The 17,777-nt window shown below is 73.8% G+C and carries 34 protein-coding genes and 1 tRNA gene; 29 read left to right on the forward strand and 6 right to left on the reverse strand.

What is annotated here, in order from left to right; translation table 11 throughout:
• Positions 1-32 precede the first annotated feature (32 nt).
• Together QOZ88_RS05725 and QOZ88_RS05730 are read left to right on the forward strand one after the other, a co-directional pair.
• Positions 33-1,823 (forward strand): AMP-dependent synthetase/ligase, encoded by a 1,791-nt coding sequence (locus QOZ88_RS05725; RefSeq protein WP_305998832.1) that lies wholly within the window; start codon positions 33-35, stop codon positions 1,821-1,823.
• 177 nt (positions 1,824-2,000) lie between these two features.
• On the forward strand, positions 2,001-2,243 hold the full coding sequence (locus QOZ88_RS05730) for a hypothetical protein (protein WP_091931537.1): 243 nt from the start codon (positions 2,001-2,003) through the stop codon (positions 2,241-2,243).
• A 71-nt stretch (positions 2,244-2,314) separates the two neighbouring features.
• On the opposite strand, the gene QOZ88_RS05735 is transcribed toward QOZ88_RS05730, so the two are convergent.
• From QOZ88_RS05735 to QOZ88_RS05750, 4 genes are all read right to left on the reverse strand, one after another.
• The gene (locus QOZ88_RS05735; RefSeq protein ID WP_305998833.1) at positions 2,315-2,599 is read right to left on the reverse strand and encodes a ubiquitin-like small modifier protein 1; all 285 of its coding nucleotides are present in this window, start codon (positions 2,597-2,599) and stop codon (positions 2,315-2,317) included.
• 11 nt (positions 2,600-2,610) lie between these two features.
• Positions 2,611-3,690 carry a sialidase family protein gene (locus QOZ88_RS05740; protein ID WP_305998834.1) on the reverse strand — a complete coding sequence of 360 codons (1,080 nt, stop codon included), beginning with the start codon at positions 3,688-3,690 and terminating at the stop codon, positions 2,611-2,613.
• A 69-nt stretch (positions 3,691-3,759) separates the two neighbouring features.
• On the reverse strand, positions 3,760-4,161 hold the full coding sequence (locus tag QOZ88_RS05745) for a hypothetical protein (protein WP_091931543.1): 402 nt from the start codon (positions 4,159-4,161) through the stop codon (positions 3,760-3,762).
• A gap of 65 nt (positions 4,162-4,226) precedes the next feature.
• A complete protein-coding gene (locus QOZ88_RS05750) occupies positions 4,227-5,405 on the reverse strand; it encodes a L,D-transpeptidase (RefSeq protein ID WP_305998835.1) in 1,179 nt (392 codons plus the stop codon).
• A 210-nt stretch (positions 5,406-5,615) separates the two neighbouring features.
• Here QOZ88_RS05750 and QOZ88_RS05755 point away from each other — a divergent pair.
• Positions 5,616-5,688, forward strand: a tRNA-Lys gene (locus QOZ88_RS05755).
• Here the strand turns inward: QOZ88_RS05755 and QOZ88_RS05760 are convergent.
• Positions 5,654-5,941 carry a helix-turn-helix domain-containing protein gene (locus QOZ88_RS05760; RefSeq protein WP_305998836.1) on the reverse strand — a complete coding sequence of 96 codons (288 nt, stop codon included), beginning with the start codon at positions 5,939-5,941 and terminating at the stop codon, positions 5,654-5,656. The two genes, QOZ88_RS05755 and QOZ88_RS05760, sit on opposite strands and share 35 nt — an antisense overlap.
• Positions 5,942-6,066: 125 nt before the next feature.
• On the opposite strand from QOZ88_RS05760, the gene QOZ88_RS05765 reads away from it, so the two are divergent.
• A complete protein-coding gene (locus QOZ88_RS05765; protein WP_305998837.1) occupies positions 6,067-6,297 on the forward strand; it encodes a helix-turn-helix domain-containing protein in 231 nt (76 codons plus the stop codon).
• Positions 6,298-6,377: 80 nt separating this feature from the next.
• Here the strand turns inward: QOZ88_RS05765 and QOZ88_RS05770 are convergent, their stop codons facing one another.
• Positions 6,378-6,587 carry a hypothetical protein gene (locus QOZ88_RS05770; protein ID WP_305998838.1) on the reverse strand — a complete coding sequence of 70 codons (210 nt, stop codon included), beginning with the start codon at positions 6,585-6,587 and terminating at the stop codon, positions 6,378-6,380.
• A gap of 281 nt (positions 6,588-6,868) precedes the next feature.
• On the opposite strand from QOZ88_RS05770, the gene QOZ88_RS05775 reads away from it, so the two are divergent.
• The 25 genes from QOZ88_RS05775 (at position 6,869) to QOZ88_RS05895 (ending at position 17,714) form a co-directional block, all read left to right on the forward strand.
• Positions 6,869-7,186: a hypothetical protein gene (locus QOZ88_RS05775; protein ID WP_305998839.1), complete on the forward strand. Its 318-nt coding sequence runs from the start codon at positions 6,869-6,871 to the stop codon at positions 7,184-7,186.
• Positions 7,183-7,521, forward strand: coding sequence for a hypothetical protein (locus QOZ88_RS05780; protein ID WP_305998840.1), 339 nt, complete (start codon positions 7,183-7,185; stop codon positions 7,519-7,521). Before QOZ88_RS05775 ends, QOZ88_RS05780 begins: the two co-directional genes overlap by 4 nt.
• Positions 7,521-7,736 carry a hypothetical protein gene (locus QOZ88_RS05785; RefSeq protein WP_305998841.1) on the forward strand — a complete coding sequence of 72 codons (216 nt, stop codon included), beginning with the start codon at positions 7,521-7,523 and terminating at the stop codon, positions 7,734-7,736. Before QOZ88_RS05780 ends, QOZ88_RS05785 begins: the two co-directional genes overlap by 1 nt.
• Before the next feature lies 1 nt (position 7,737).
• Positions 7,738-8,082 carry a hypothetical protein gene (locus tag QOZ88_RS05790; RefSeq protein WP_305998842.1) on the forward strand — a complete coding sequence of 115 codons (345 nt, stop codon included), beginning with the start codon at positions 7,738-7,740 and terminating at the stop codon, positions 8,080-8,082.
• Positions 8,079-9,017 (forward strand): PD-(D/E)XK nuclease-like domain-containing protein, encoded by a 939-nt coding sequence (locus QOZ88_RS05795; protein WP_305998843.1) that lies wholly within the window; start codon positions 8,079-8,081, stop codon positions 9,015-9,017. Before QOZ88_RS05790 ends, QOZ88_RS05795 begins: the two co-directional genes overlap by 4 nt.
• Entirely contained in the window at positions 9,014-10,126 is a 1,113-nt protein-coding gene (locus tag QOZ88_RS05800) for a hypothetical protein (protein ID WP_305998844.1), read from the forward strand. Before QOZ88_RS05795 ends, QOZ88_RS05800 begins: the two co-directional genes overlap by 4 nt.
• Positions 10,126-10,314: a hypothetical protein gene (locus QOZ88_RS05805; RefSeq protein ID WP_305998845.1), complete on the forward strand. Its 189-nt coding sequence runs from the start codon at positions 10,126-10,128 to the stop codon at positions 10,312-10,314. Before QOZ88_RS05800 ends, QOZ88_RS05805 begins: the two co-directional genes overlap by 1 nt.
• Positions 10,311-10,439: a hypothetical protein gene (locus QOZ88_RS05810; protein WP_305998846.1), complete on the forward strand. Its 129-nt coding sequence runs from the start codon at positions 10,311-10,313 to the stop codon at positions 10,437-10,439. The genes QOZ88_RS05805 and QOZ88_RS05810 overlap by 4 nt, the downstream gene beginning before the upstream one ends.
• Complete coding sequence (locus QOZ88_RS05815; RefSeq protein WP_305998847.1) at positions 10,436-10,591, forward strand: hypothetical protein; 156 nt, start codon at positions 10,436-10,438, stop codon at positions 10,589-10,591. Before QOZ88_RS05810 ends, QOZ88_RS05815 begins: the two co-directional genes overlap by 4 nt.
• On the forward strand, positions 10,588-10,845 hold the full coding sequence (locus QOZ88_RS05820) for a hypothetical protein (RefSeq protein ID WP_305998848.1): 258 nt from the start codon (positions 10,588-10,590) through the stop codon (positions 10,843-10,845). The genes QOZ88_RS05815 and QOZ88_RS05820 overlap by 4 nt, the downstream gene beginning before the upstream one ends.
• On the forward strand, positions 10,842-11,330 hold the full coding sequence (locus QOZ88_RS05825) for a RusA family crossover junction endodeoxyribonuclease (RefSeq protein ID WP_305998849.1): 489 nt from the start codon (positions 10,842-10,844) through the stop codon (positions 11,328-11,330). The genes QOZ88_RS05820 and QOZ88_RS05825 overlap by 4 nt, the downstream gene beginning before the upstream one ends.
• Complete coding sequence (locus QOZ88_RS05830) at positions 11,327-11,515, forward strand: hypothetical protein (protein WP_305998850.1); 189 nt, start codon at positions 11,327-11,329, stop codon at positions 11,513-11,515. The genes QOZ88_RS05825 and QOZ88_RS05830 overlap by 4 nt, the downstream gene beginning before the upstream one ends.
• The gene (locus QOZ88_RS05835) at positions 11,512-11,682 is read left to right on the forward strand and encodes a hypothetical protein (protein WP_305998851.1); all 171 of its coding nucleotides are present in this window, start codon (positions 11,512-11,514) and stop codon (positions 11,680-11,682) included. The genes QOZ88_RS05830 and QOZ88_RS05835 overlap by 4 nt, the downstream gene beginning before the upstream one ends.
• 53 nt (positions 11,683-11,735) lie before the next feature.
• Complete coding sequence (locus tag QOZ88_RS05840) at positions 11,736-12,035, forward strand: hypothetical protein (RefSeq protein ID WP_305998852.1); 300 nt, start codon at positions 11,736-11,738, stop codon at positions 12,033-12,035.
• Positions 12,035-12,439: a hypothetical protein gene (locus QOZ88_RS05845; RefSeq protein ID WP_305998853.1), complete on the forward strand. Its 405-nt coding sequence runs from the start codon at positions 12,035-12,037 to the stop codon at positions 12,437-12,439. Before QOZ88_RS05840 ends, QOZ88_RS05845 begins: the two co-directional genes overlap by 1 nt.
• Before the next feature lie 49 nt (positions 12,440-12,488).
• Entirely contained in the window at positions 12,489-12,740 is a 252-nt protein-coding gene (locus QOZ88_RS05850) for a hypothetical protein (protein ID WP_305998854.1), read from the forward strand.
• Positions 12,737-13,510, forward strand: a complete 774-nt coding sequence (locus QOZ88_RS05855) for a hypothetical protein (protein WP_305998855.1) — start codon at positions 12,737-12,739, stop codon at positions 13,508-13,510. The genes QOZ88_RS05850 and QOZ88_RS05855 overlap by 4 nt, the downstream gene beginning before the upstream one ends.
• Positions 13,510-14,853 carry an AAA family ATPase gene (locus QOZ88_RS05860; RefSeq protein WP_305998856.1) on the forward strand — a complete coding sequence of 448 codons (1,344 nt, stop codon included), beginning with the start codon at positions 13,510-13,512 and terminating at the stop codon, positions 14,851-14,853. Before QOZ88_RS05855 ends, QOZ88_RS05860 begins: the two co-directional genes overlap by 1 nt.
• A 219-nt stretch (positions 14,854-15,072) precedes the next feature.
• A complete protein-coding gene (locus QOZ88_RS05865; RefSeq protein ID WP_305998857.1) occupies positions 15,073-15,354 on the forward strand; it encodes a hypothetical protein in 282 nt (93 codons plus the stop codon).
• A complete protein-coding gene (locus QOZ88_RS05870; protein WP_305998858.1) occupies positions 15,354-15,716 on the forward strand; it encodes an Acb2/Tad1 domain-containing protein in 363 nt (120 codons plus the stop codon). Before QOZ88_RS05865 ends, QOZ88_RS05870 begins: the two co-directional genes overlap by 1 nt.
• Positions 15,713-16,408: a hypothetical protein gene (locus tag QOZ88_RS05875; RefSeq protein ID WP_305998859.1), complete on the forward strand. Its 696-nt coding sequence runs from the start codon at positions 15,713-15,715 to the stop codon at positions 16,406-16,408. Before QOZ88_RS05870 ends, QOZ88_RS05875 begins: the two co-directional genes overlap by 4 nt.
• Entirely contained in the window at positions 16,405-16,641 is a 237-nt protein-coding gene (locus QOZ88_RS05880; protein WP_305998860.1) for a hypothetical protein, read from the forward strand. The genes QOZ88_RS05875 and QOZ88_RS05880 overlap by 4 nt, the downstream gene beginning before the upstream one ends.
• 1 nt (position 16,642) lies before the next feature.
• On the forward strand, positions 16,643-16,810 hold the full coding sequence (locus QOZ88_RS05885; protein WP_305998861.1) for a hypothetical protein: 168 nt from the start codon (positions 16,643-16,645) through the stop codon (positions 16,808-16,810).
• 17 nt (positions 16,811-16,827) lie between these two features.
• Positions 16,828-17,475: a hypothetical protein gene (locus QOZ88_RS05890; protein ID WP_305998862.1), complete on the forward strand. Its 648-nt coding sequence runs from the start codon at positions 16,828-16,830 to the stop codon at positions 17,473-17,475.
• Positions 17,472-17,714, forward strand: a complete 243-nt coding sequence (locus tag QOZ88_RS05895; RefSeq protein WP_305998863.1) for a hypothetical protein — start codon at positions 17,472-17,474, stop codon at positions 17,712-17,714. Before QOZ88_RS05890 ends, QOZ88_RS05895 begins: the two co-directional genes overlap by 4 nt.
• Positions 17,715-17,777: the final 63 nt, after the last annotated feature.

Here is a 17,777-nt window from a genome sequence, read left to right on the forward strand (position 1 = left end):
AACGCCGTGTCGTCACCCCGAGGAGCCCACCCGTGCAGGAGTACTCCAGCCCCACCGCTTTCGAGGTCCCGTCCACCGCCGCGCTGCCCGACGCGGTGACCACGCACGCCCGCGAGAACCCCGACCGGGTCGCGCTGAGCCGCAACGTCGGCGGCAGCTGGGTGCCGGTCACCAGCCGCGAGTTCGCCGAGCAGGTCGCAGCGCTCGCCCGCGGCATGATCGCGGCCGGCGTCGGACCGGGTGACCGGGTCGGCATCCTCGGCCGGACGAGCTACGAGTGGACGCTGGCCGACTACGCGATCTGGACCGCCGGCGGCGTCGGCGTCCCCATCTACGAGACCTCCTCGGACGAGCAGGCGCAGTGGATCCTGTCGGACTCCGGCGCGGTCGCCGTCGTCGTCGAGACCGCCGCGCACCGCGCCCTGGTGGAGTCGGTGCGGTCGGACCTGCCCGGCCTGCGCGAGGTCTGGACCATCGACGCGGGTGATCTGGACGCCGTCGCCGCCCGCGCCGGCGAGGTGCCCGAGGAGGAGCTGGCCGCGCGCCGCGCCACGCTCACCACCGACACCCTCGCCACGATCATCTACACCTCGGGGACCACCGGGCGCCCCAAGGGCTGCGAGCTCACCCACGGCAACCTGCTGTACGTCGCCGAGCTCGCCCCCAGGGTGATCCCGGCGATGGTGGCCGAGGGCGCGAGCTCGCTGCTCTTCCTGCCGCTGGCGCACGTCTTCGCGCGGATCATCGAGGTCGGCTGCATCCAGAACGGCGCACGGCTCGGCCACACCCCCGACCTCGCCTCGCTGCTGGCCGACCTCAGCACCTTCCGGCCGACCTTCCTCGTCGCCGTCCCACGCGTCTTCGAGAAGGTCTACAACGGCGCCCGGCAGAAGGCGCACGCCGGCGGCAAGGGCGCGATCTTCGACCGCGCCGAGCGGGTCGCCGTCGCCTGGTCGAAGGGGCAGGACACCGGCGGCCCCTCGCTCGGGGTGACGCTGCAGCACGCGCTGTTCGACCGGCTGGTCTACGGCAAGCTGCGGGCGGCGATGGGCGGTCAGGTGGAGTACGCGCTCTCCGGCGGCGCTCCGCTCGGCGAGCGGCTCGGCCACTTCTTCCGCGGCATCGGCGTCACCATCCTCGAGGGCTACGGCCTCACCGAGACCGCCGGGCCGAGCACCGTCAGCGGCCCGGACGCCCTCAAGGTGGGCACCGTGGGCCGCCCCGCTCCCGGCTCGGCGGTGCGCATCGACGAGCACGGCGAGATCCTCGTGCGCGGACCGCAGGTGTTCCGCGGCTACTGGCACAACCCGGAGGCGACCGCCGAGGCGATGCGCGACGGCTGGTTCCGCACCGGCGACATCGGGGTGCTCGACGACGAGGGCTACGTGACGATCACCGGCCGGATCAAGGAGCTGATCGTGACCTCGGCCGGGAAGAACGTCTCCCCCGCGGTGCTCGAGGACAGGATCCGCGCCCACCCGCTGGTCAGCCAGTGCATCGTCGTCGGCGACAACCGGCCGTTCATCGGCGCGCTGATCACCCTGGACGCCGAGGCGCTGCCCGGGTGGCTGGAGACCGAGGGGCGCCCGGCCGACACGCCGCTGGCCGAGCTGGTCGACGACCCGGAGGTGCTCGCGGAGATCCAGGCGGCGGTGGACGCGGCGAACAGGCAGGTGTCGAAGGCCGAGTCGATCCGCTCCTTCGCCGTCCTCCCGGTCGAGTGGACGGTGGAGGGCGGGCAGCTGACCCCCTCCCTGAAGCTCAAGCGCTCCGTGGTCATGAAGGAGTTCGCCGCCGAGGTGGAGAAGATCTACGCCTCCTGAACCGGCCCTCCTCCGCGTGCCCCCGGCCCCCTGCGGGCCGGGGGCACGCGGCCGTCCGGGGCCCCCGCGCCCGCCCGCACCCCCGATTCCGGAACGGGTGGGACCGGTGTGACGGGTGCGGCCGACACGTGCCCGGCGGTGGTGGCGCAACCGGCGGCGGGCTCGGACTCTGGGCGCATGACGAGCGTCTACGCGTACGGCACGGCACACGCGGTCGTCATGGTCGGCTCCTTCGGCGCCGAGGGCCTCACCCCGCGCCAGATCGGCCCGGCGCACGCGACGATCGGCCGGGTGAACGGGCAGAGCCGCAAGGCGCTCTGCGGCGCCTACGTCTCCATCGACGAGCAGCTGCCCTGGCCGCCGGAGGGCTACGACGAAGCCCAGCTCTGCCCGAACTGCGCCACCCTCGCCGCCCTCTGACCCCTTGGGGCATAGGAAGCTTTACCTGCGGGTTCGGCCACCAAGACGCAGGTAAAGCTTCCTATGCCCCCTCAGCTGCCGCCGGCGACCGACGGCAGCACCTGCACCACCGCGCCGTCGCGGACCGCCGTCGCCAGACCGCCCTGCCAGCGCGCGTCCTCCCCGTCGACGTAGACGTTGACGAACCGCCGCACTGCCCCCGCCTCGTCCCGGATGCGCCGGCCGAGCACCGGGTGCCGGGCGGCCACCGCGTCGAGCACCGCACCCAGCGTCGTGCCGTCCGGGTCGACCTGCAGGTGCCGCGTCCCACCGGCGAGGTCGGCCAGCGACCCGGGCAGCACCACCTCCACGCGCATGCCGGCCCCCGTCACGGCAGCCGGGCCGCCCGCACGACGAGCACGTCGGGCAGGTGCTCGGCCACCAGGGTGAAGGTGTCCCCCTCGTCGGCGCTGGCGTAGACGCAGCCGTCGCGGGTGCCGACGTACAGGCCGGTGACCTCGTGGTCGTCGGTGCAGAACGCATCGCGCAGCACCGCGGTCCAGGCACCGTCGGGGAGCCCCGCGCCGACCTCGGTCCAGCTGCCGCCGGCGTCGCGGGTGCGGTGGACGCGGAGCCGGCCGTCCGGCGGCACGCGCTGCACGTCGGCGACCAGTGGGACGACCCAGGCCGTGCCCGGCGCGGTCGGCGAGGCCGCGATCGGGAAGCCGAAGTCGGCCGGGAGCCCGTCGGCGATCGACGTCCACGACCCGCCGCCGTCGTCGGTGCGGAAGACGCCGAAGTGGTTCTGCGCGTACATCCGCGCGGGGTCGCCCGCGTCGGCGGCGACCTTGTGCACGCACTGCCCGTACTCCGGTGGCTCGGGCAGGAAGACGGCGCTGATCCCGCGGTTGTGCGGCGTCCACCCACTGGCCCCGTCGTCGCTGACGTAGACCCCGCCGGTGCTCATCGCGACGGTCACCCGGTCGGTGGCCGGGTCGGGGAGCACGGTGTGCACCGCACCGCCACCGGCCCCGGGCTCCCAGGTGGGCCGGTGCGGGTGGTCCCACAGCCCGCGCACCAGCGTGAAGCTGCACCCGCCGTCGGTGCTGCGCCACAGCGACTGCGGCTCGCAGCCGGCCCAGACAAGGTCGGGGCGGTCGGCGGAGTCGGGCCGCAGCTGCCACACCCGGCCGAGCGCGGCGCCGGTGTCCTCCGGGAAGCGGATGGCCCCGTGGTCGGTCTCCTGCCAGCTGCGGCCCAGGTCGTCCGACCACGTGACCGACGGCCCCCAGTGCCCGTACTGGACCCCCGCCAGCACCCGCGGCGTCGGGCGCCGGGTGTCCACCGAGACGGCCGCCACCTCCTGGGCCAGCAGGTGCGGCCCGTCCAGGGACCACGTGCGGCGGTCGTCGTCACTGCGGGCCAGCCACAGCCCCTTGCGCGTCCCGATGGCCAGCAGATCGGTCATGGCACCCCTCCGGTTCGACGGTCCTCGGGATGGGGACCGCCGCGGGGTCGGGAACTGAGCGGTGGGGCCTCAGATCCGCGTGGCGCCGCCCTCGGGGTGCGGCTGCCGGCCGTCGGAGGAGACGTCGGGGGCCAGGCGCTGCGCCTCGGCACGCAGCTGCTCGGCGGCGGTGCGGTCCTCGTCGGCGCGGGCGGCGCGCTGCCGGGCCTCCTGCTCGGCGAGCGCGGCGCGCTCCTGCACCTCGGCGAGCTCCCGGCGGGCGCGGGCCGCCTGCTCCTCGGCGAGCGCCTGCTCCTTCTCGGCGCGGGCGCCGCGGATCTCGGCCTCGCGCAGATGATCGCGGGCCTCCTCGCGCTGCTGCGCCCGCTTGCGGGCCCCCGTGGTCCGCGAGCGCCTGGTCAGCGCGAACGCCACCAACGCCAGCAGCACCAGCGCCACCACGATCAGCACGACGATCAACCACGGCTCCACGACGGACCCCCTCCTCGGATGCGTCGTCGTGGTGCCCCCCTGGGGTGCCCGGGAAACGCCCCGCCCTAGGCCAGCGCGCTGCCGGCGACCCACTTTTCCCACGGGATCGCCCAGTCGTAGATGGCCCCGTCGGCGGCCGAGAGCGTCGGGCCGATCGAGTTCTCGATCTCCACGACGTCGCCGGGCTGCGAGAAGTCGAAGAACCAGGCGGCGCGCTCGGTGGAGAGGTTGATGCAGCCGTGCGAGACGTTCTCGCTCCCCTGCTGGGCCACCGACCAGGGCGCGGCGTGCACGAACTCGCCGTTGTCGTTGAGCCGGACCGCGTACTCCACCGGCGTGCGGTAGCCGTCCGGGCTGTCCACCGGCGTGCCGTAGGTGCTGGAGTCCATGACCCGGTTCCGGTTCAGCTCGGTGACCACGTGCGGGCCGTTGCGGCTGGGGAACTCGGGGCCGCCGGCGCTCATCGGGAAGGTCTGCACCAGCTCGTCGCCGTCGTAGACGCGCATGGTGTGGGCGGCGGCGTCGGCCACGGAGACGTGCCGCTCGCCGATGGAGAAGGAGATCGAGCGGTCCTTCTCCCCCCACACGCCGTCGCCGAAGTCGACGCCGTAGAGGTTCGCGTCCAGGGTGACGTCGGTGTCCGCGGGCCAGTACGTGGACGGGCGGAAGTGCACCTCGGTGTCGCTGAACCAGCTCCAGACGCCGTCGGTGGGCGTCGAGCTGGTGACCACGAGGTTGCGCTCGACCGCGGCCTTGTCCACCACCGGCTCGGAGAAGTAGACGCGGATCGGTATCCCGACGCCGACCGTCTGGCCGTCGAGCGGGCCGATGCCCGGGGTCACCACCGACACCGGGTCCACGGTCGTGAAGGACGACGTCGCCGTCGTCGGCTCCGCCGCGTCGCCCGAGGCGGTCGCGGTCACCGTGTAGCCGGTGCCGTAGGCCAGCGGCGTCTCCGGTGCCCAGAGCGCCGTGCCGTCGTCGTCCGCGTCGTCCTCGACCGCACCGGCGACCGGAGCTCCGCCCGCATCGGTGACGGTGACCCCGTCGAGTTCGCCGCCGGTCACCGAGATCTCCAACGGGACCGCGGGCGAGACGTCCACCGCCCCGTCGGCGACCGCCAGCTCGATCGTCGCCGGCTCGGCCGCGGCCGTGGGCCCGCCCGCCTCCTCGGCGTCCGACCCGTTGCAGCCGGCCAGCAGCACCAGCGCCCCGGTCGCGATCATCGTGGCTGTGCGTCGCACCTCGTCCGACTCCCTCCCCCACCCCGCCCGGATCCGGGCGGGAGCACTCGTCCCAGTGTCCACGGCGGGACGACAGCCGGGGGTGGGATGCGCCACGGGCACGCCGTGGCACGCGGTCGCCGGGACGTGGCGGAGAGCACCCGCCCCCGGCGACGGGCGGGGGGTGGTCGCTGGTATGGTTTTCTCTCGTGCCCGGCCGCCGGGTGCACCGCGCCATTAGCTCAATTGGCAGAGCAGCTGACTCTTAATCAGCGGGTTCGGGGTTCGAGTCCCTGATGGCGCACAGCTCCAGCAGCGAGCGGTTCGTAGCCGCCGTTGCGCTCCACCGCCGCGAGCAGGTCGACGATGGACACGCCCAGCGCGCGGCACATCGCGTCGAGTTCGTTGAGGCCGGGCGACTGAGGCCCGCGGAGCCAGCGGGCGACTGTCGTCTCTGGCTGCCCGATCACCTGCGCTAGCCAGCGGCGGGTGCGGTCCTGGCGGGCCAGCTCGGCTCGAATCTCCTGCGCGACGCGCTGTTCAAGGGAAGCGTCCATGCGGAGACCGTAGCCGATCCTGGCTCAAATGCGCCATATCTGGCACACGCTTCCACTAGTGCGACACGCCGACGTTCACCCGTTCGGCTTGACCCTCACCCGGTCGTGTCTCTACGTTGCCATTTATGGCAGTCAACGTCAGTTCTGACACCGCGGACGCGGTCCGGGCGGAGCTCGCACGCCGGCGGCAGTCCGGGCGTGACCTCGCCGCGGCACTCGGCTGGTCAGAGCGCACGACAAGCCGGCGCCTGAGTGGGCAGCTCCCCTTCACGGTCGACGAGATCCTCGCCGTCGCCCGCTACCTCGGCGTCCCCCTCACCACCCTGTTGCCCACCGAAGAGCAGGTGCCGGCGTGACCGCGGGCCGCACCCAGCTGGCCCCTACCTACTCGGGCGGGGAACGCGGCTACTGGCTCCCCGGCCACGAGCCGGCCGAACTACCGGCCCAGGAACCGGCGCATCCGCTCGATCTCCTCGGTCGCGGCCGCCAGCGCATCGGTCAGCGCGAACACCTGGATCTGCAGCTTGCGGATCGCGTCCTCCGTCGATTCGTTCTCGATCTCGGGAACGCGCTGGAGCGAGCTGGCCGGCGCGTTCAGGTAGCCGCGGATCGTGGGCTGGATCTGGCGCGCGACGTCGAAGTCCATGAGTCGTCCTCTGCGGTTCGGAGCTCCGGCGCTGCAACGCCGGACGTCTCGGAACGAACCGTAGAGGCCCCCGCCGACAGCCCGCCCACCTCTGCGGGACGTGGCGCCGGCGGGACGCGTCCCCGGAGGTGGCCGCTCCGCCGCCTCCGGGGACGCCCCTCCCCCTGACCCCGGGCGCACCGCACCCGGTCCCTTCCCCCTGCAACGGCGACGGCCGCCCCCATGCCCGGGGACGGCCGCCTGAACCGACCGACTGAACCCTGAACAGGAGTCGATCACCTGTGAACGCTACGACCTCCCCGCCCCCGGCGGCGCGCATCTACGCGCCGGCCACCGACACCGTCGAGCTCCCGAGCGTCCGCCGCGGCGACGTCGCGCCCACCGCCGAGCTGCACCTGCTCGACCTGGTCCCGGCCGTGCCGCACCCCGCGCCGCGGCGCGAGGCCCGCGGGCTTCGTCACCTGCGGACGTCGCTCCGGTCCGCGGTCACGCCCGCGGCCGTGCTCGGCAGCGGCGCGCTCGCGATGGGCTTCGTGCTGGTGACCTATCGCCTCGGCGAGGTCCTGCACGCGCTCTCGACCACCGGTGCCACTCCGTGACCGCCGCCGTCACCGTGGCCACGCCCCAGCTCACCTACGAGGCCCACGTCGATCTCCTCGATGACGACGTCGACGGGCCGAACGACTGGACGGTCACGTTCGGCTTCGGGAAGCCGGCGGCCGGCATGTACACCGCCGTCCACTTCGCGGAGGTCCCCCACCTCAGCCTCCCGGAGCGGGTGCTGGAGGAGGTCGTCCGCCGGGTCGCCGTCGACCTGTACGGCACCGCCTGGGCGTTCACCTACCGGCCCGAGCAGTACGCCGACGCGATCGCCCGCTGGGGCCTGCGCCGCCGAGAGCGCGTCGTCGTCACCTCCATCGAGGTGTGGGAGTAGTGGCGACCGCCAGCTGCCGCTGCGGCCACACCGCGGCGCAGCACTACCGCGACCGCAAGGGCCGGCCGATGTGCGCGGGCCCGTGCGGCTGCACCGGCTACCAGCCGGCCGACCCGCCCCGCGCGCCCCGCGTCCCCGAGCACCTGACCGGCTCCGACCGACCCGGCGGCGGCGACCCCCTCGCCGACTACCTGCACCTCAAGGGAGAGCTCTGAGATGACCACGATCAAGCTTGGCGGGAAGCTGCCGAAGTCCGAGGACCGCAACGGGCTGCACGAGCTGTACCGCGACTTCGTCCGCGACCCGCACCGCTCCCACGTCCTGGTCGTCGTCGTCGACACCGCCAAGGTCATCAACGACATCGAGAACTACGACACCATCCCTCAGCTGCGGATCCTCGCCGTCGAGCCCATCTCCGGCGACGACGCCGGCACGCTGCGCGCGATTCTGCAGCGCCACCACGCCGACCGGACCGGGAACCTCGAGCTGCCGGCGGAGTGGGAGTCGGTGCTGGCCGACATGGCCACGCCGCGGCTGCCCGGGACGGAGCCGCGCCGGTGACCGCCGTCGAGACCCCGGTCGGGACGGGCAGTGGGGAACTGCCCGTCCCGACCGGCACCACCGACATCGCGGTGCCCGGCGTGTACGGCGGCATCTCCGACGCCGACTACCACCGGCACCCGGCGCTGTCGTCGTCCGGCGCCCGCGCGCTGCTGCCCCCGTCCTGCCCGGCGCTGTTCCGCCACCAGCAGCTGCACGGGCGGCCGGCCAAGAAGGAGTTCGACTTCGGGCACGCCGCGCACGCCAAGGTGCTCGGCATCGGCGGCGAGCTCGTCGTCGTCCAGCGCACGGCGAAGGACGGCGCGAAGTCCGACGCGGCCGACTACAAGTCCCCGACCGCCGTCGAGCACGCCGACGAGATCCGGGCCGAGGGCAAGGTGCCGGTCCTGCGTCGGCAGCTCGAGGTCGTCGACGCGATGGCCGACGCGATCCGCGAGCACCCGGTCGCGTCGGTCCTGTTCGACCCCGGTCTCGGTGGGCTGCCCGAGCAGTCCGCGTTCTGGATCGACGACCGGTTCGGCGTCGAGCGGCGGGCGCGGTTCGACTGGCTCCCGGGTCCCCGCCCGGACGGGCGGGTCATCGTCCCGGACTACAAGACGACGACCTGCGCCGAGCGCGGCGCCTTCGCGAAGTCGGTCAGCTCCTTCGGCTACCACGTGCAGGACGTCTGGTACCGGGACGCGCTGCACGACCTCGGCCAGGCCGAGGACGTCGCCTTCGTGTTCGTCGCGCAGGAGAAGACGCCGCCCTTCCTCATCAACGTCTTCCAGCTCGACGAGGGCTGGCTGCACATCGGCCGCGTCCAGGCCGACCGAGCGCTGCAGGTGTTCGCCGAGTGCACCGCGACCGACACCTGGCCGTCCTACAGCTCCGACGTCGAGCTGATCACCCCGCCCGGCTGGCTGGTCCAGCAGTACGAAGGAGCACTCCTGTGACCAACGCTCTCGACCAGATCGGGCAGCGCACTGCCGTACGTACCCCGCAGACCATCGGCCAGGCCACCGCCGTCGAGCAGGCCCGCGCCGTCGCCGAGGTCGCCGCAGCCGTCCAGGTCGCCCGTCAGTTCCCCCGCGAGCTCGACACCGTGCGCGCCGAGATGCAGGCCGCGTGCACGAGCTACGCCCTGGCCCGGCGCGCCTTCTACGCGGTGCGGAACCGCGGCGAGGGCCCGTCGGTGCACCTGGCCCGGGAGCTGGCCCGGATCTGGGGGAACTTCCAGTCCGGGGTGCACGAGCTCCGCCGTGACGACGCCGCCGGCGAGTCCGAGGTCCAGGCCTTCGCGTGGGACGTGCAGGCCAACACCCGGTCGACCAGGACGTTCATCAGCCCGCACGCGCGGATGAAGGACGGCAAGCGGATGCCGCTGATCGACCTGCAGGACATCTACCTGTCGAACCAGAACACCGGCGCCCGCGCGGTCCGCGAGTGCATCTTCGCCGCGCTGCCGGAGTGGCTGGTCGCCGAGGCGCAGCAGCTGTGCCGGCAGACGCTGGAGGCCGGCCCCGGCGGGAAGTCGATCGAGCAGCGCCGGCAGGAGGCCGTGGCCGCGTTCGCCCGCGGGAACGTCACCGAGCAGCAGCTGGTCGCCCGCGTCGGGAAGCCGGTCGCTCAGTGGACGGCGCAGGACGTGGCGTCGCTGGAGGTGCTGTTCGACTCGCTGCGGAACGGGGAGACGACGCGGGAGGAGGCGTTCGGGGAGCAGCAGCGGGTGACCGCCGCGGAGATCACCGGCGCCGGGCCGGCCGGGCCACCACCGCCGCCGGGCGACGTCGGGGTGCCGCCGGTGTCCCGGCAGCAGCTGACCGCGCTGCACGCTGGGCTGACGGCGCTGGGCTACACCGACCGGGCGGAGCGGCTGGCGTTCCTGTCGAAGGAGCTGGGTCGGGAGCTGGAGTCGACGACGGACCTGACGAGGAACGAGGCGTCGGGGCTGATCGACCGGATCCAGCAGCGTGAGGTGCCGGCGGCTGCGAGCGATGAGCCGGGCGAGGACTGGGTGCCGGAGCCGCCGGAGGACTGGCAGCCCGAGGACGGTGCCCGCTGATGCGCACGCTCCTGGCGTCCCTGGAGCTCGGCGACGACGTCGAGCTGCGTGTGCTGTCGTCCGTCGGCGGCCAGCTGCTGGTGCTCGCGGTCGACGACGAGGAGGGCATCACCGAGGCGGTACTGGACCGAGACGAAGCGACCCGTCTCCGCGCCACGCTCGACACCTTCCTCGGCGGTGCCCGGTGAGCCCCCGGCGGAACCACCCGGCCAGCCGGGCGCGCTGCTCGGACTGCGGGCACGTGCACGCCGGCCAGCACATGGGCGGCGTGTGCCTGGACTGCGACTGCAAGCACCGCGGCGGCGCCCGGTGAACCCCGAGCTCGTGTTCGACGTCGTGGGCGTCGGGCTGCTCGTCGTGGGGCTCGGCGGCCTGGCCGCCTTCCTCCGGTCGGACAGGCGAGCCCGCGCGGAGATCCGCGACCTGGAGCGCCGGATCCGGCAGGCCGAGGAGGCATCCCGGTGAGGGAGATTCGGCACCCGCACACCAGCCCCCACGACCGCGCCGCGGTCGAGCCGCTCCGCCCCGAGTGGGCCGACGAGCGCGTCGTCGCCGAGATCTCCCTGCAGGCCGGCGGCTTCATGGCCCTGCTGCTCATGGGCCGCGAGCGCGGCCTCACCGTCGAGCAGCTCGCCGAGCTCACCCGGCTGCGCCCGGAGACGGTCACCGCGCTGCTCACCGACTGGCCGATCGACGCCGTCCTGGCGGCGAAGCCATGAGGGACGTCCTCGAGCTCGAGGTGCTCGGCTCCCCGAAGCCGAAGGGCTCCCTGCGGCACGTCGGCCGCGGCCGCCTCGTCGAGCAGTTGGAGGGCTCGAAGCCGTGGCGTGAGGCCGTGAAGTGGGCCGCGCTGGAGGCCATCGCAGCCCGCGCCGGCACCCGGACCCCGGCCGCCGCGCTCACCGGGCCGGTCACGGTGGACCTCACCGTCACCGTCGCGAAGCCGAAGTCCGCGCCCCGCACCCGGCGGACGTGGCCGATCACCCGATCCTCCGGCGACGCCGACAAGCACCTGCGGAACGTGCTCGACGCCCTGGTCGACGCCGCCGTGATGGGCGACGACAGCCAGGTCATCGAGGCGACTGTGCGGAAGGTCTACCCGGGTGAGCACGTGCACGCCCTGGCGGTGCCGGGGGCGCGGATCTTCGTCGTGCCGCTGCAGCCGCTGGTGACGACCCTGCCGCTTCCGGCGGTGGAGCTGTGAACATCTCGCAGGCGGGGGCGGTGAACACGCTCGTCCGGGCGCTGGCCAGCATCCCCGACTACAACGGCGAGCTGCCCACCGTGGAGCAGCAGCAGCGTGCGGTCGACCTGCTGCTGGCCGGGGCGTACCGGAAGCTGTCCGCCGGCCTGCAGCCCGGCGACGTCACCATCGGGTCTGACCGATGAGCCGGCCGCGCCCGGTCGCCGTCCGCTGCAGCCGTGACGACGCCTGGCTGTGCGCCCGCAGGCAGCGGCGGGGCTGGTACTGCGCCCGCGGCCTGCACGTCGACGGGCCGTGTGCGCTGGTCCCCCGCTGGTGGAACGTCCGCGCCCGCTGGCGGTGGTCCCGGTGACGGCCCCTGTGCCGGGCGGCACCCGCGACCAGCTCGCCGCAACGTTCGGGCACGTGCCCTTGCCCGTTCACACCAGCAAGGGCCCGACCGACCTGCTGGCGTGCGACATCTGCATGGCTCCCTGGCCGTGTGCGACGACCCGCAAGATCGAGCGGGTCATGCTGCCCACGGTGGAGCGCATCGCCACCGAGCGGGCCGCCGAAGCGTGGGACGCGGGCTACTCCGCTGCCCAGCTCGACGCCGACGAGCAGCCCTACTCCGACCGGCCCGAGCGCAAGACCTGGCAGCGACGGCAGAACCCGCACCGCGCTTCCGCGCTCCGGGCCGCGACCAGCCAGCAGGAGACGACGTGATGGCGCGGGAGCCGTTCACCTGCCCGCGGTGCGGCCGGCGCAGCTGGCACCCCGAGGACAAGCGGCAGGGCTACTGCGGCGCCTGCCACGACTTCACCGCCACCCCCGCCACCCGCAACGAGGCACCCGACGGGCCAGCGGTCGCCGGACAGCCAGCCGCCGACCGGCTCATGGTCGCCGTCCGCACCCGCTACCGAGGGCCCTTCCGTGACGGCGAGATGCCCGACGCCCACCAGGTCGCGCTCGTCTGCCGCGCCCTGGCCGACCACACCGCCCTCGAAGCCGCCCGCACCTACCGGCGGTCCACCGACCACGCCGGCGACTTCCACCCGACGTCGACGTCGATCGGCCGCTGGCTGCAGGACGTCGCCGACCAGCTCGAAGAACGCGACCGCTCTCCGTAGCCCGCCCCGCGACGCCCGCTCCACCACACGACCACCCAGGGGGACCACCATGCCCACCACCGGGCACCCGCACGACCAGGCCGTCGACGACGCCGCCTGGAACGCCGTCGCCGTCGCCTCCATCGCCCACCGCGAAGCCGAGGACGCCGCCGACCGCGAGCGCCACACGTTCGCCCACGTCCTCGACCGCGGCCGCGCCCACGGCATGACCGTCGACGACCTGTGCGCCGCCTCCGGCCTCGACGAGCGCTTCATCACCGCGCTGCTGGAGCAGGCCGACCCGCGGAGGGCTGAGGCGTGACCTGGTTCAAGGTCGACGACTCGTTCCCGCAGCACCCCAAGGTGCTCCGCATCCCCCGGGTCAAGCGCATCGCCTGCGTCGGCCTGTGGGGGCTGGCCGGTCCCTGGTGCGCCCGGAACCTGACCGACGGCTACCTCGACGAGAACATGGTCGAGGAGCTGGGCGGCAGCAAGAAGCAGGCCGACGAGTTGGTCCGGGTCGGCCTGTGGGAGCGGGTCGACGGCGGCTTCCAGTTCCACGACTGGTCGGACTGGCAGCCCACCCGTGCGCGCGTCGAGGAACGGCGGGACGCCGAGGCGCGTCGCAAGCAGGAGTGGCGGGACAGGAAGCGCTCGGCCCGCGAGCAGACCGAGGATGTCCCGGCGGGACAGGGCCCGGACACGACGCGGGACAGTGACGGGACGGACGCGGACGTCCGCTCTACCCGACCCGACCCGACCCGACCCGACCCGGACACTCCTAACGGAGTGTCTTCTGGGCCGCGCAGCGGCGCGGCGACCGACCGACGCGGAACCAGGCTCCCAGACGACTTCGCCGTGAGCGACGAGATGCGTTCCTGGGCAGCCGAACAGGGTTGGGCAGACCGCTGGGTCGACTCCGTCACCGAGCGGTTCGTCGACTACTGGCGGGCGAAGGCCGGCCGGGACGCGACGAAGACGGACTGGCCGGCGACCTGGCGGAACTGGCTCCGTCGAGAGGCTGAGCGCGGCCAGCCGGTCGCCGCGGCCGCGGGGACTTCGCCCCGTCAGCTGCCGTCGTGGGAGCTGTGATGACCGCCCCGACCACGATCGCCCCGCACAACGTCGACGCCGAGCGCGCGCTGCTCGGCATCCTCATCGAGGTCCCGCAGCTCGCCGAGTCCTGCGGTGTCCGCCCCGGCGACCTCGACTCCTCCCGCGGCCACCCCGAGCTGCTCTCGGCCATCCAGGCCCTGTTCGAGGACAAGGGCACCGCGGACCCGGTGCTGCTGCTCGACGAGCTCCGCCGCCGCGACCAGCTGAACCGCATCGGCGACGGCGACCACCGCGGCGCGCTGTACCTGCACGAGCTGGTCTCCGCCGCCCGCCAGCCCGGGTCGATCGGGCACTTCGCCCGGCTGGTGCGGGAGGCGACGCTGCGCCGGCAGGTGCAGGAGATCGGCGCCGGGCTGGTGCGCACGGCGACGTCGCAGGCCGACCTCGACGTCGTCCTGGACAACGCCTCGGAGCTGCTCGTCCGGCTCGGCCTGGTCGTCGACGAGCCGATCGACGGTGACGCCCCGATCCCCGGCCTGGGCCTGGTGTCGGACTTCGTGAACGAGCCCAGTCCGCCGCACTCGTGGGTGATCCCCGGCGTCATCGAGCGCGCCGACCGGATCATGCTCATCGGCGGGGAGGGGTCCGGGAAGAGCGTGCTGGCCCGGCAGGTGTGCACGCTGCTCGCCGCCGGCCGGCACCCGTTCGCGCCGAAGGTGAAGATACGGCCGCGGCGGACGCTGCTGATCGACCTGGAGAACCCGCCGGACCTGATGCGCCGGGGCCTGCGCGGCATCGTCGGCCAGGTCTGGAACGAGGGCGTCGACGTGGAGGACCGGTTCTGGCGGTGGAACCGGCCCGGCGGCATCGACCTGCGGGCGCCGGCCGACCGGGCACTGCTGGCGCAGGCGATCGAGAAGACCCGCCCGGACCTGGTGGCGATCGGCCCGGCCTACAAGGCGTTCCGCCCGCGGTCGGGGGACACGCACGAGTCGGGGCCGGCCGACTTCGGCGCGGCGATCGACCACCTGCGGGAGCGGTACGGGTGCGCGTTCTGGATCGAGCACCACACGCCGAAGGGCGACGGTGCGGGCGGTTCCCGGCGCGGTGACCCGATCGGCTCGAGCTACTGGCTGCGCTGGCCGGAGTTCGGGCTGACGCTGCGCCAGCCGCGCGACGAGCGGGGCCACCTGACTGCGGAGCCGAACGTGTACGTGCTCCAGCGGTTCCGTGGGGATCGGGAGTCGCGGTCCTGGCCGGATCGGCTGATCAAGGGCGCCAGCCAGTACCCGTGGACGGCGGACTACGACCCGGAGAACCGGGCGAACCTGTTCGACGCGGTCGAGGAGGACAACGCGCTTGCGCTCGACATCCTCTGATCGTCGTCCAGTGCACCCATACTCGACCAAACGCACGCGAATGAGCACACTCGGTGACGAAGGTGGGAGGCGGGACGTGGACGCGAGCGAGCCCGACGAGTACGCGACCTGCGGGGCGGGTGGCCGACATCAGGTGCCCGTCGACCCGGACCGGTCGACGTCGTGCCGGTGCGGCCGCGTGACGCGCCACCCTGCGCCGGCGCCGGGTGGTGGTCGGGCGTGAGCTCGTGGCTGCTTCTGGCCGTCCTGGTCGTCGCGCTCGCGATCGCGGCCGCGCCGATCGCCGGCGACGCCTGGGGGAAGCGGCGGGCTGCCCGCGCGCGGCCGCTCCCGCACCGCCCAGCCCCCGGTGCACCGCGGCCGGCCGGGGCCCGGCACCGGATCGACGACGCGCATACCGCGTCGTACTCGGCGGCCGCGGTGCTGCAGGCGCTGCGGGATGAGGCCGACGCGAGGCACGCGGCGGCGCGGAAGGACACGAAGCGAGGAGGACGGCGCTGATGGGCATGCTCGGTGACGAGGAGATCAATCGGCGGCTGGGCTACCACCCGGCCACGACCGAGACGATCCCGCTGTTCGAGGAGAACCGGGCCCGCTTCGTGGAGCTCGCGCGCTACCTGGACGAGATGCTGCCTCCGGGCCGGGAGGCCGCGCTGGCGCAGACCGCGCTGCAGGAGGCGTTGCAGTGGAGCAACGCGGCGGTGGCGTGCTGCCTGGCGCCGCTGGAGGACCCGGCCGGCCGGGTTCCGAACCTGCTCGTGCGGGAGATGAGCGACCGCGTCGGTCGGCCGCTGCCGCCCGCCGGCTCCCCACCGGGACCGATCGACCGGCCCCGCCCCGCGAACTACCGGCCGTTCGCGTGAGCCAGCCCGATCAGCGGCGCGGTGAGGGCGCCCGCGGCGACGGCGAACCCGACGTCGTCTGCGCCGCACCCACCTGCCGCCGCGCGCCGTCCCGCGGGCTGCTGTGCGCCGCCGACGCCGACCAGCTAGGTCAGTGGCTCGCCGACTTCGCCGCCGACTGGAGGCAGCTCGACGCCACCCCGACGTCGGCGACCTCGGGCGGCGGCCGCGGCGGCGGGCTTGCGTCGCACCGGGCGCCCGCGCGGCTCGACGTCCTGGTCCTCACCGACCCCCGGTCCCGGCCGCGGGACGACGCGGATCCGGACGGCAACGGGGCCCGGTCGCTGCCGGAGGTGCTCGGGTCGTGGGCGTCCACCGTCCGCGAGGACATGGGCACCCCGGGGACCGAGCGGTACGACGTGCAGGCCGACCGCGCGTTCCTGGCGGCGGCGCTGAGCCGGTGGATCGTGCACCGCGACTACGTCGACGAGCTGTTCATCGACGTGCGGGACGTATGGGCGCAGCTGAAGGCCGCGACCGGGCAGTCCGCCGGGCCGCGGCCGGTGCGCGCCTGCCCCACGCTCGCCGGTCAGCCGGCGGCACGCTGCAACGGGCCGGTGTGGCTGGACAAGGACGCCGCCTGGTGCGGGCACTGCGGCACCGCCTGGTCGGGCTTCCAGCTGGTGCGTCTGCTCCGGGAGAAGGCCGCGTGAGGCGGCGGCTGCTGGATCGGGTCACCGGGCCACGGCGGCTGGCGGTGCCCCCGCCCGCGCCTCCGCGGCTGCGGGTCTGGCGGTCACCTCACCGGTTCTGGTGGTGGCGGCTCACCGGCCCGGAAGGCGAGCTGCTCGACGACGGCGCCGTGCCGACGTGGGACGAGGCGATGGCCGTCGGCCTGGCCGCGCTCGAGGTCGCCAGCCTCACCCCTCGGATCCAGGAGCATTGACGTGGACAGGCACCCCCGGGAAGAGCCCAGCGCCATGCACCGCGCCTTCGCGAAGGAGCTGCGGCAGATGTTCGTGGCTCTGCAGCAGGAGGGCTTCACGACGATGGAGGCCCTCACGGTCATCGGGCAGGTCATCGCCGCGAACACCGGCAACGGCCGTCAGGACTGATCGGCAGGATGAACGGCATGTCTGACCGGACGCAGCACGTCATCGACGCGATCGACGGCGCCCTCGCCGACGAGGACCTCCCCGACGCCATGCGCTGGTCCCCCGAGCCGGCCGCCGTCGAGGACGCCGGGAGGCCGTACACCGAGGACCCGTTCCCGACGCTGACCGGCATCCCGTTCGGGCTGGAGCACCGCCGCGCACGTCCCGTCGTGATCGGCCGCCCGCGACAGCAGGGCCGCGGCGTCTGGATCGCTCCCGCCGGCACGTCGTCGCCGATCCTCTTCGACGAGGCGCGCGAGTGGAGCGGCCACTTGGTCGACGACGTCCCCCTGATCACCCGCGCGGCGCTCGCCGTCCGCGCTGCCGAGGACCACGCCCGGGCGGAGCAGGCGCTGCGTGACCTGATGACCGCCGCCGGCGAGGCCGTCGAGCAGCTCATCGACCGCTTCCGCGGCATGGCCGAGGCGATGGGGCAGACGCTCCCGCAGCTGGTCGAGACCCTGCAGAAGCTCGCCACCACTGAGACGCGGCACCGGCCGCCCCCTCCGCAGCCCGACCTGCGCCGGACGGACCCGCGGGGGTACGCGTTGCAGCTGCGGCAGTCCAGGGGCACGGGCCCGTGCCGCGACCTCACCCGGCAACGGCGGCCCCGCCGACTCCCATGAGCCGCGGCCAGCCGCACCCCGAGCCCCGCCGGCTCGACGACGGCCGGATCCTCGTCACCCGCCAGGTCGTTGCCCAGCTCGGACACCGGCACGTCAACTACGTCCGCCGCGAGATCCCCCCGGTCGCTTGCGACGTACGTACACGGGCTGTACTGCTCGATCTCGACCAGGCGGAGGCGATCCTGGCCGGCCGGCAGCGCCTCCACACCGATCGGCTGGTGCCGCTGGGACCGGAGTGACGACACCGCGCGCCGCTCCTTGACGGCCGCACCACGGCAGTGCACCCTTTCGACCGCTGGCAC

The sequence above is a fragment of the Blastococcus carthaginiensis genome, assembly GCF_030731085.1.
Taxonomy (GTDB): Bacteria; Actinomycetota; Actinomycetes; order Mycobacteriales; family Geodermatophilaceae; genus Blastococcus; species Blastococcus carthaginiensis.

Coding starts and splice junctions, on each gene's coding strand:
- QOZ88_RS05825 (WP_305998849.1), top strand. CDS start 10,842: ATGAGGGACGTCCTCGAGCTCGAGGTGCTCGGCTCCCCGAAGCCGAAG.
- QOZ88_RS05760 (WP_305998836.1), bottom strand. CDS start 5,941: ATGGACGCTTCCCTTGAACAGCGCGTCGCGCAGGAGATTCGAGCCGAG.
- QOZ88_RS05890 (WP_305998862.1), top strand. CDS start 16,828: ATGTCTGACCGGACGCAGCACGTCATCGACGCGATCGACGGCGCCCTC.
- QOZ88_RS05735 (WP_305998833.1), bottom strand. CDS start 2,599: ATGCGCGTGGAGGTGGTGCTGCCCGGGTCGCTGGCCGACCTCGCCGGT.
- QOZ88_RS05730 (WP_091931537.1), top strand. CDS start 2,001: ATGACGAGCGTCTACGCGTACGGCACGGCACACGCGGTCGTCATGGTC.
- QOZ88_RS05870 (WP_305998858.1), top strand. CDS start 15,354: ATGGGCATGCTCGGTGACGAGGAGATCAATCGGCGGCTGGGCTACCAC.
- QOZ88_RS05845 (WP_305998853.1), top strand. CDS start 12,035: ATGGCGCGGGAGCCGTTCACCTGCCCGCGGTGCGGCCGGCGCAGCTGG.
- QOZ88_RS05805 (WP_305998845.1), top strand. CDS start 10,126: ATGCGCACGCTCCTGGCGTCCCTGGAGCTCGGCGACGACGTCGAGCTG.
- QOZ88_RS05740 (WP_305998834.1), bottom strand. CDS start 3,690: ATGACCGATCTGCTGGCCATCGGGACGCGCAAGGGGCTGTGGCTGGCC.
- QOZ88_RS05895 (WP_305998863.1), top strand. CDS start 17,472: ATGAGCCGCGGCCAGCCGCACCCCGAGCCCCGCCGGCTCGACGACGGC.
- QOZ88_RS05770 (WP_305998838.1), bottom strand. CDS start 6,587: ATGGACTTCGACGTCGCGCGCCAGATCCAGCCCACGATCCGCGGCTAC.
- QOZ88_RS05790 (WP_305998842.1), top strand. CDS start 7,738: ATGACCACGATCAAGCTTGGCGGGAAGCTGCCGAAGTCCGAGGACCGC.
- QOZ88_RS05765 (WP_305998837.1), top strand. CDS start 6,067: ATGGCAGTCAACGTCAGTTCTGACACCGCGGACGCGGTCCGGGCGGAG.
- QOZ88_RS05850 (WP_305998854.1), top strand. CDS start 12,489: ATGCCCACCACCGGGCACCCGCACGACCAGGCCGTCGACGACGCCGCC.
- QOZ88_RS05860 (WP_305998856.1), top strand. CDS start 13,510: ATGACCGCCCCGACCACGATCGCCCCGCACAACGTCGACGCCGAGCGC.
- QOZ88_RS05835 (WP_305998851.1), top strand. CDS start 11,512: ATGAGCCGGCCGCGCCCGGTCGCCGTCCGCTGCAGCCGTGACGACGCC.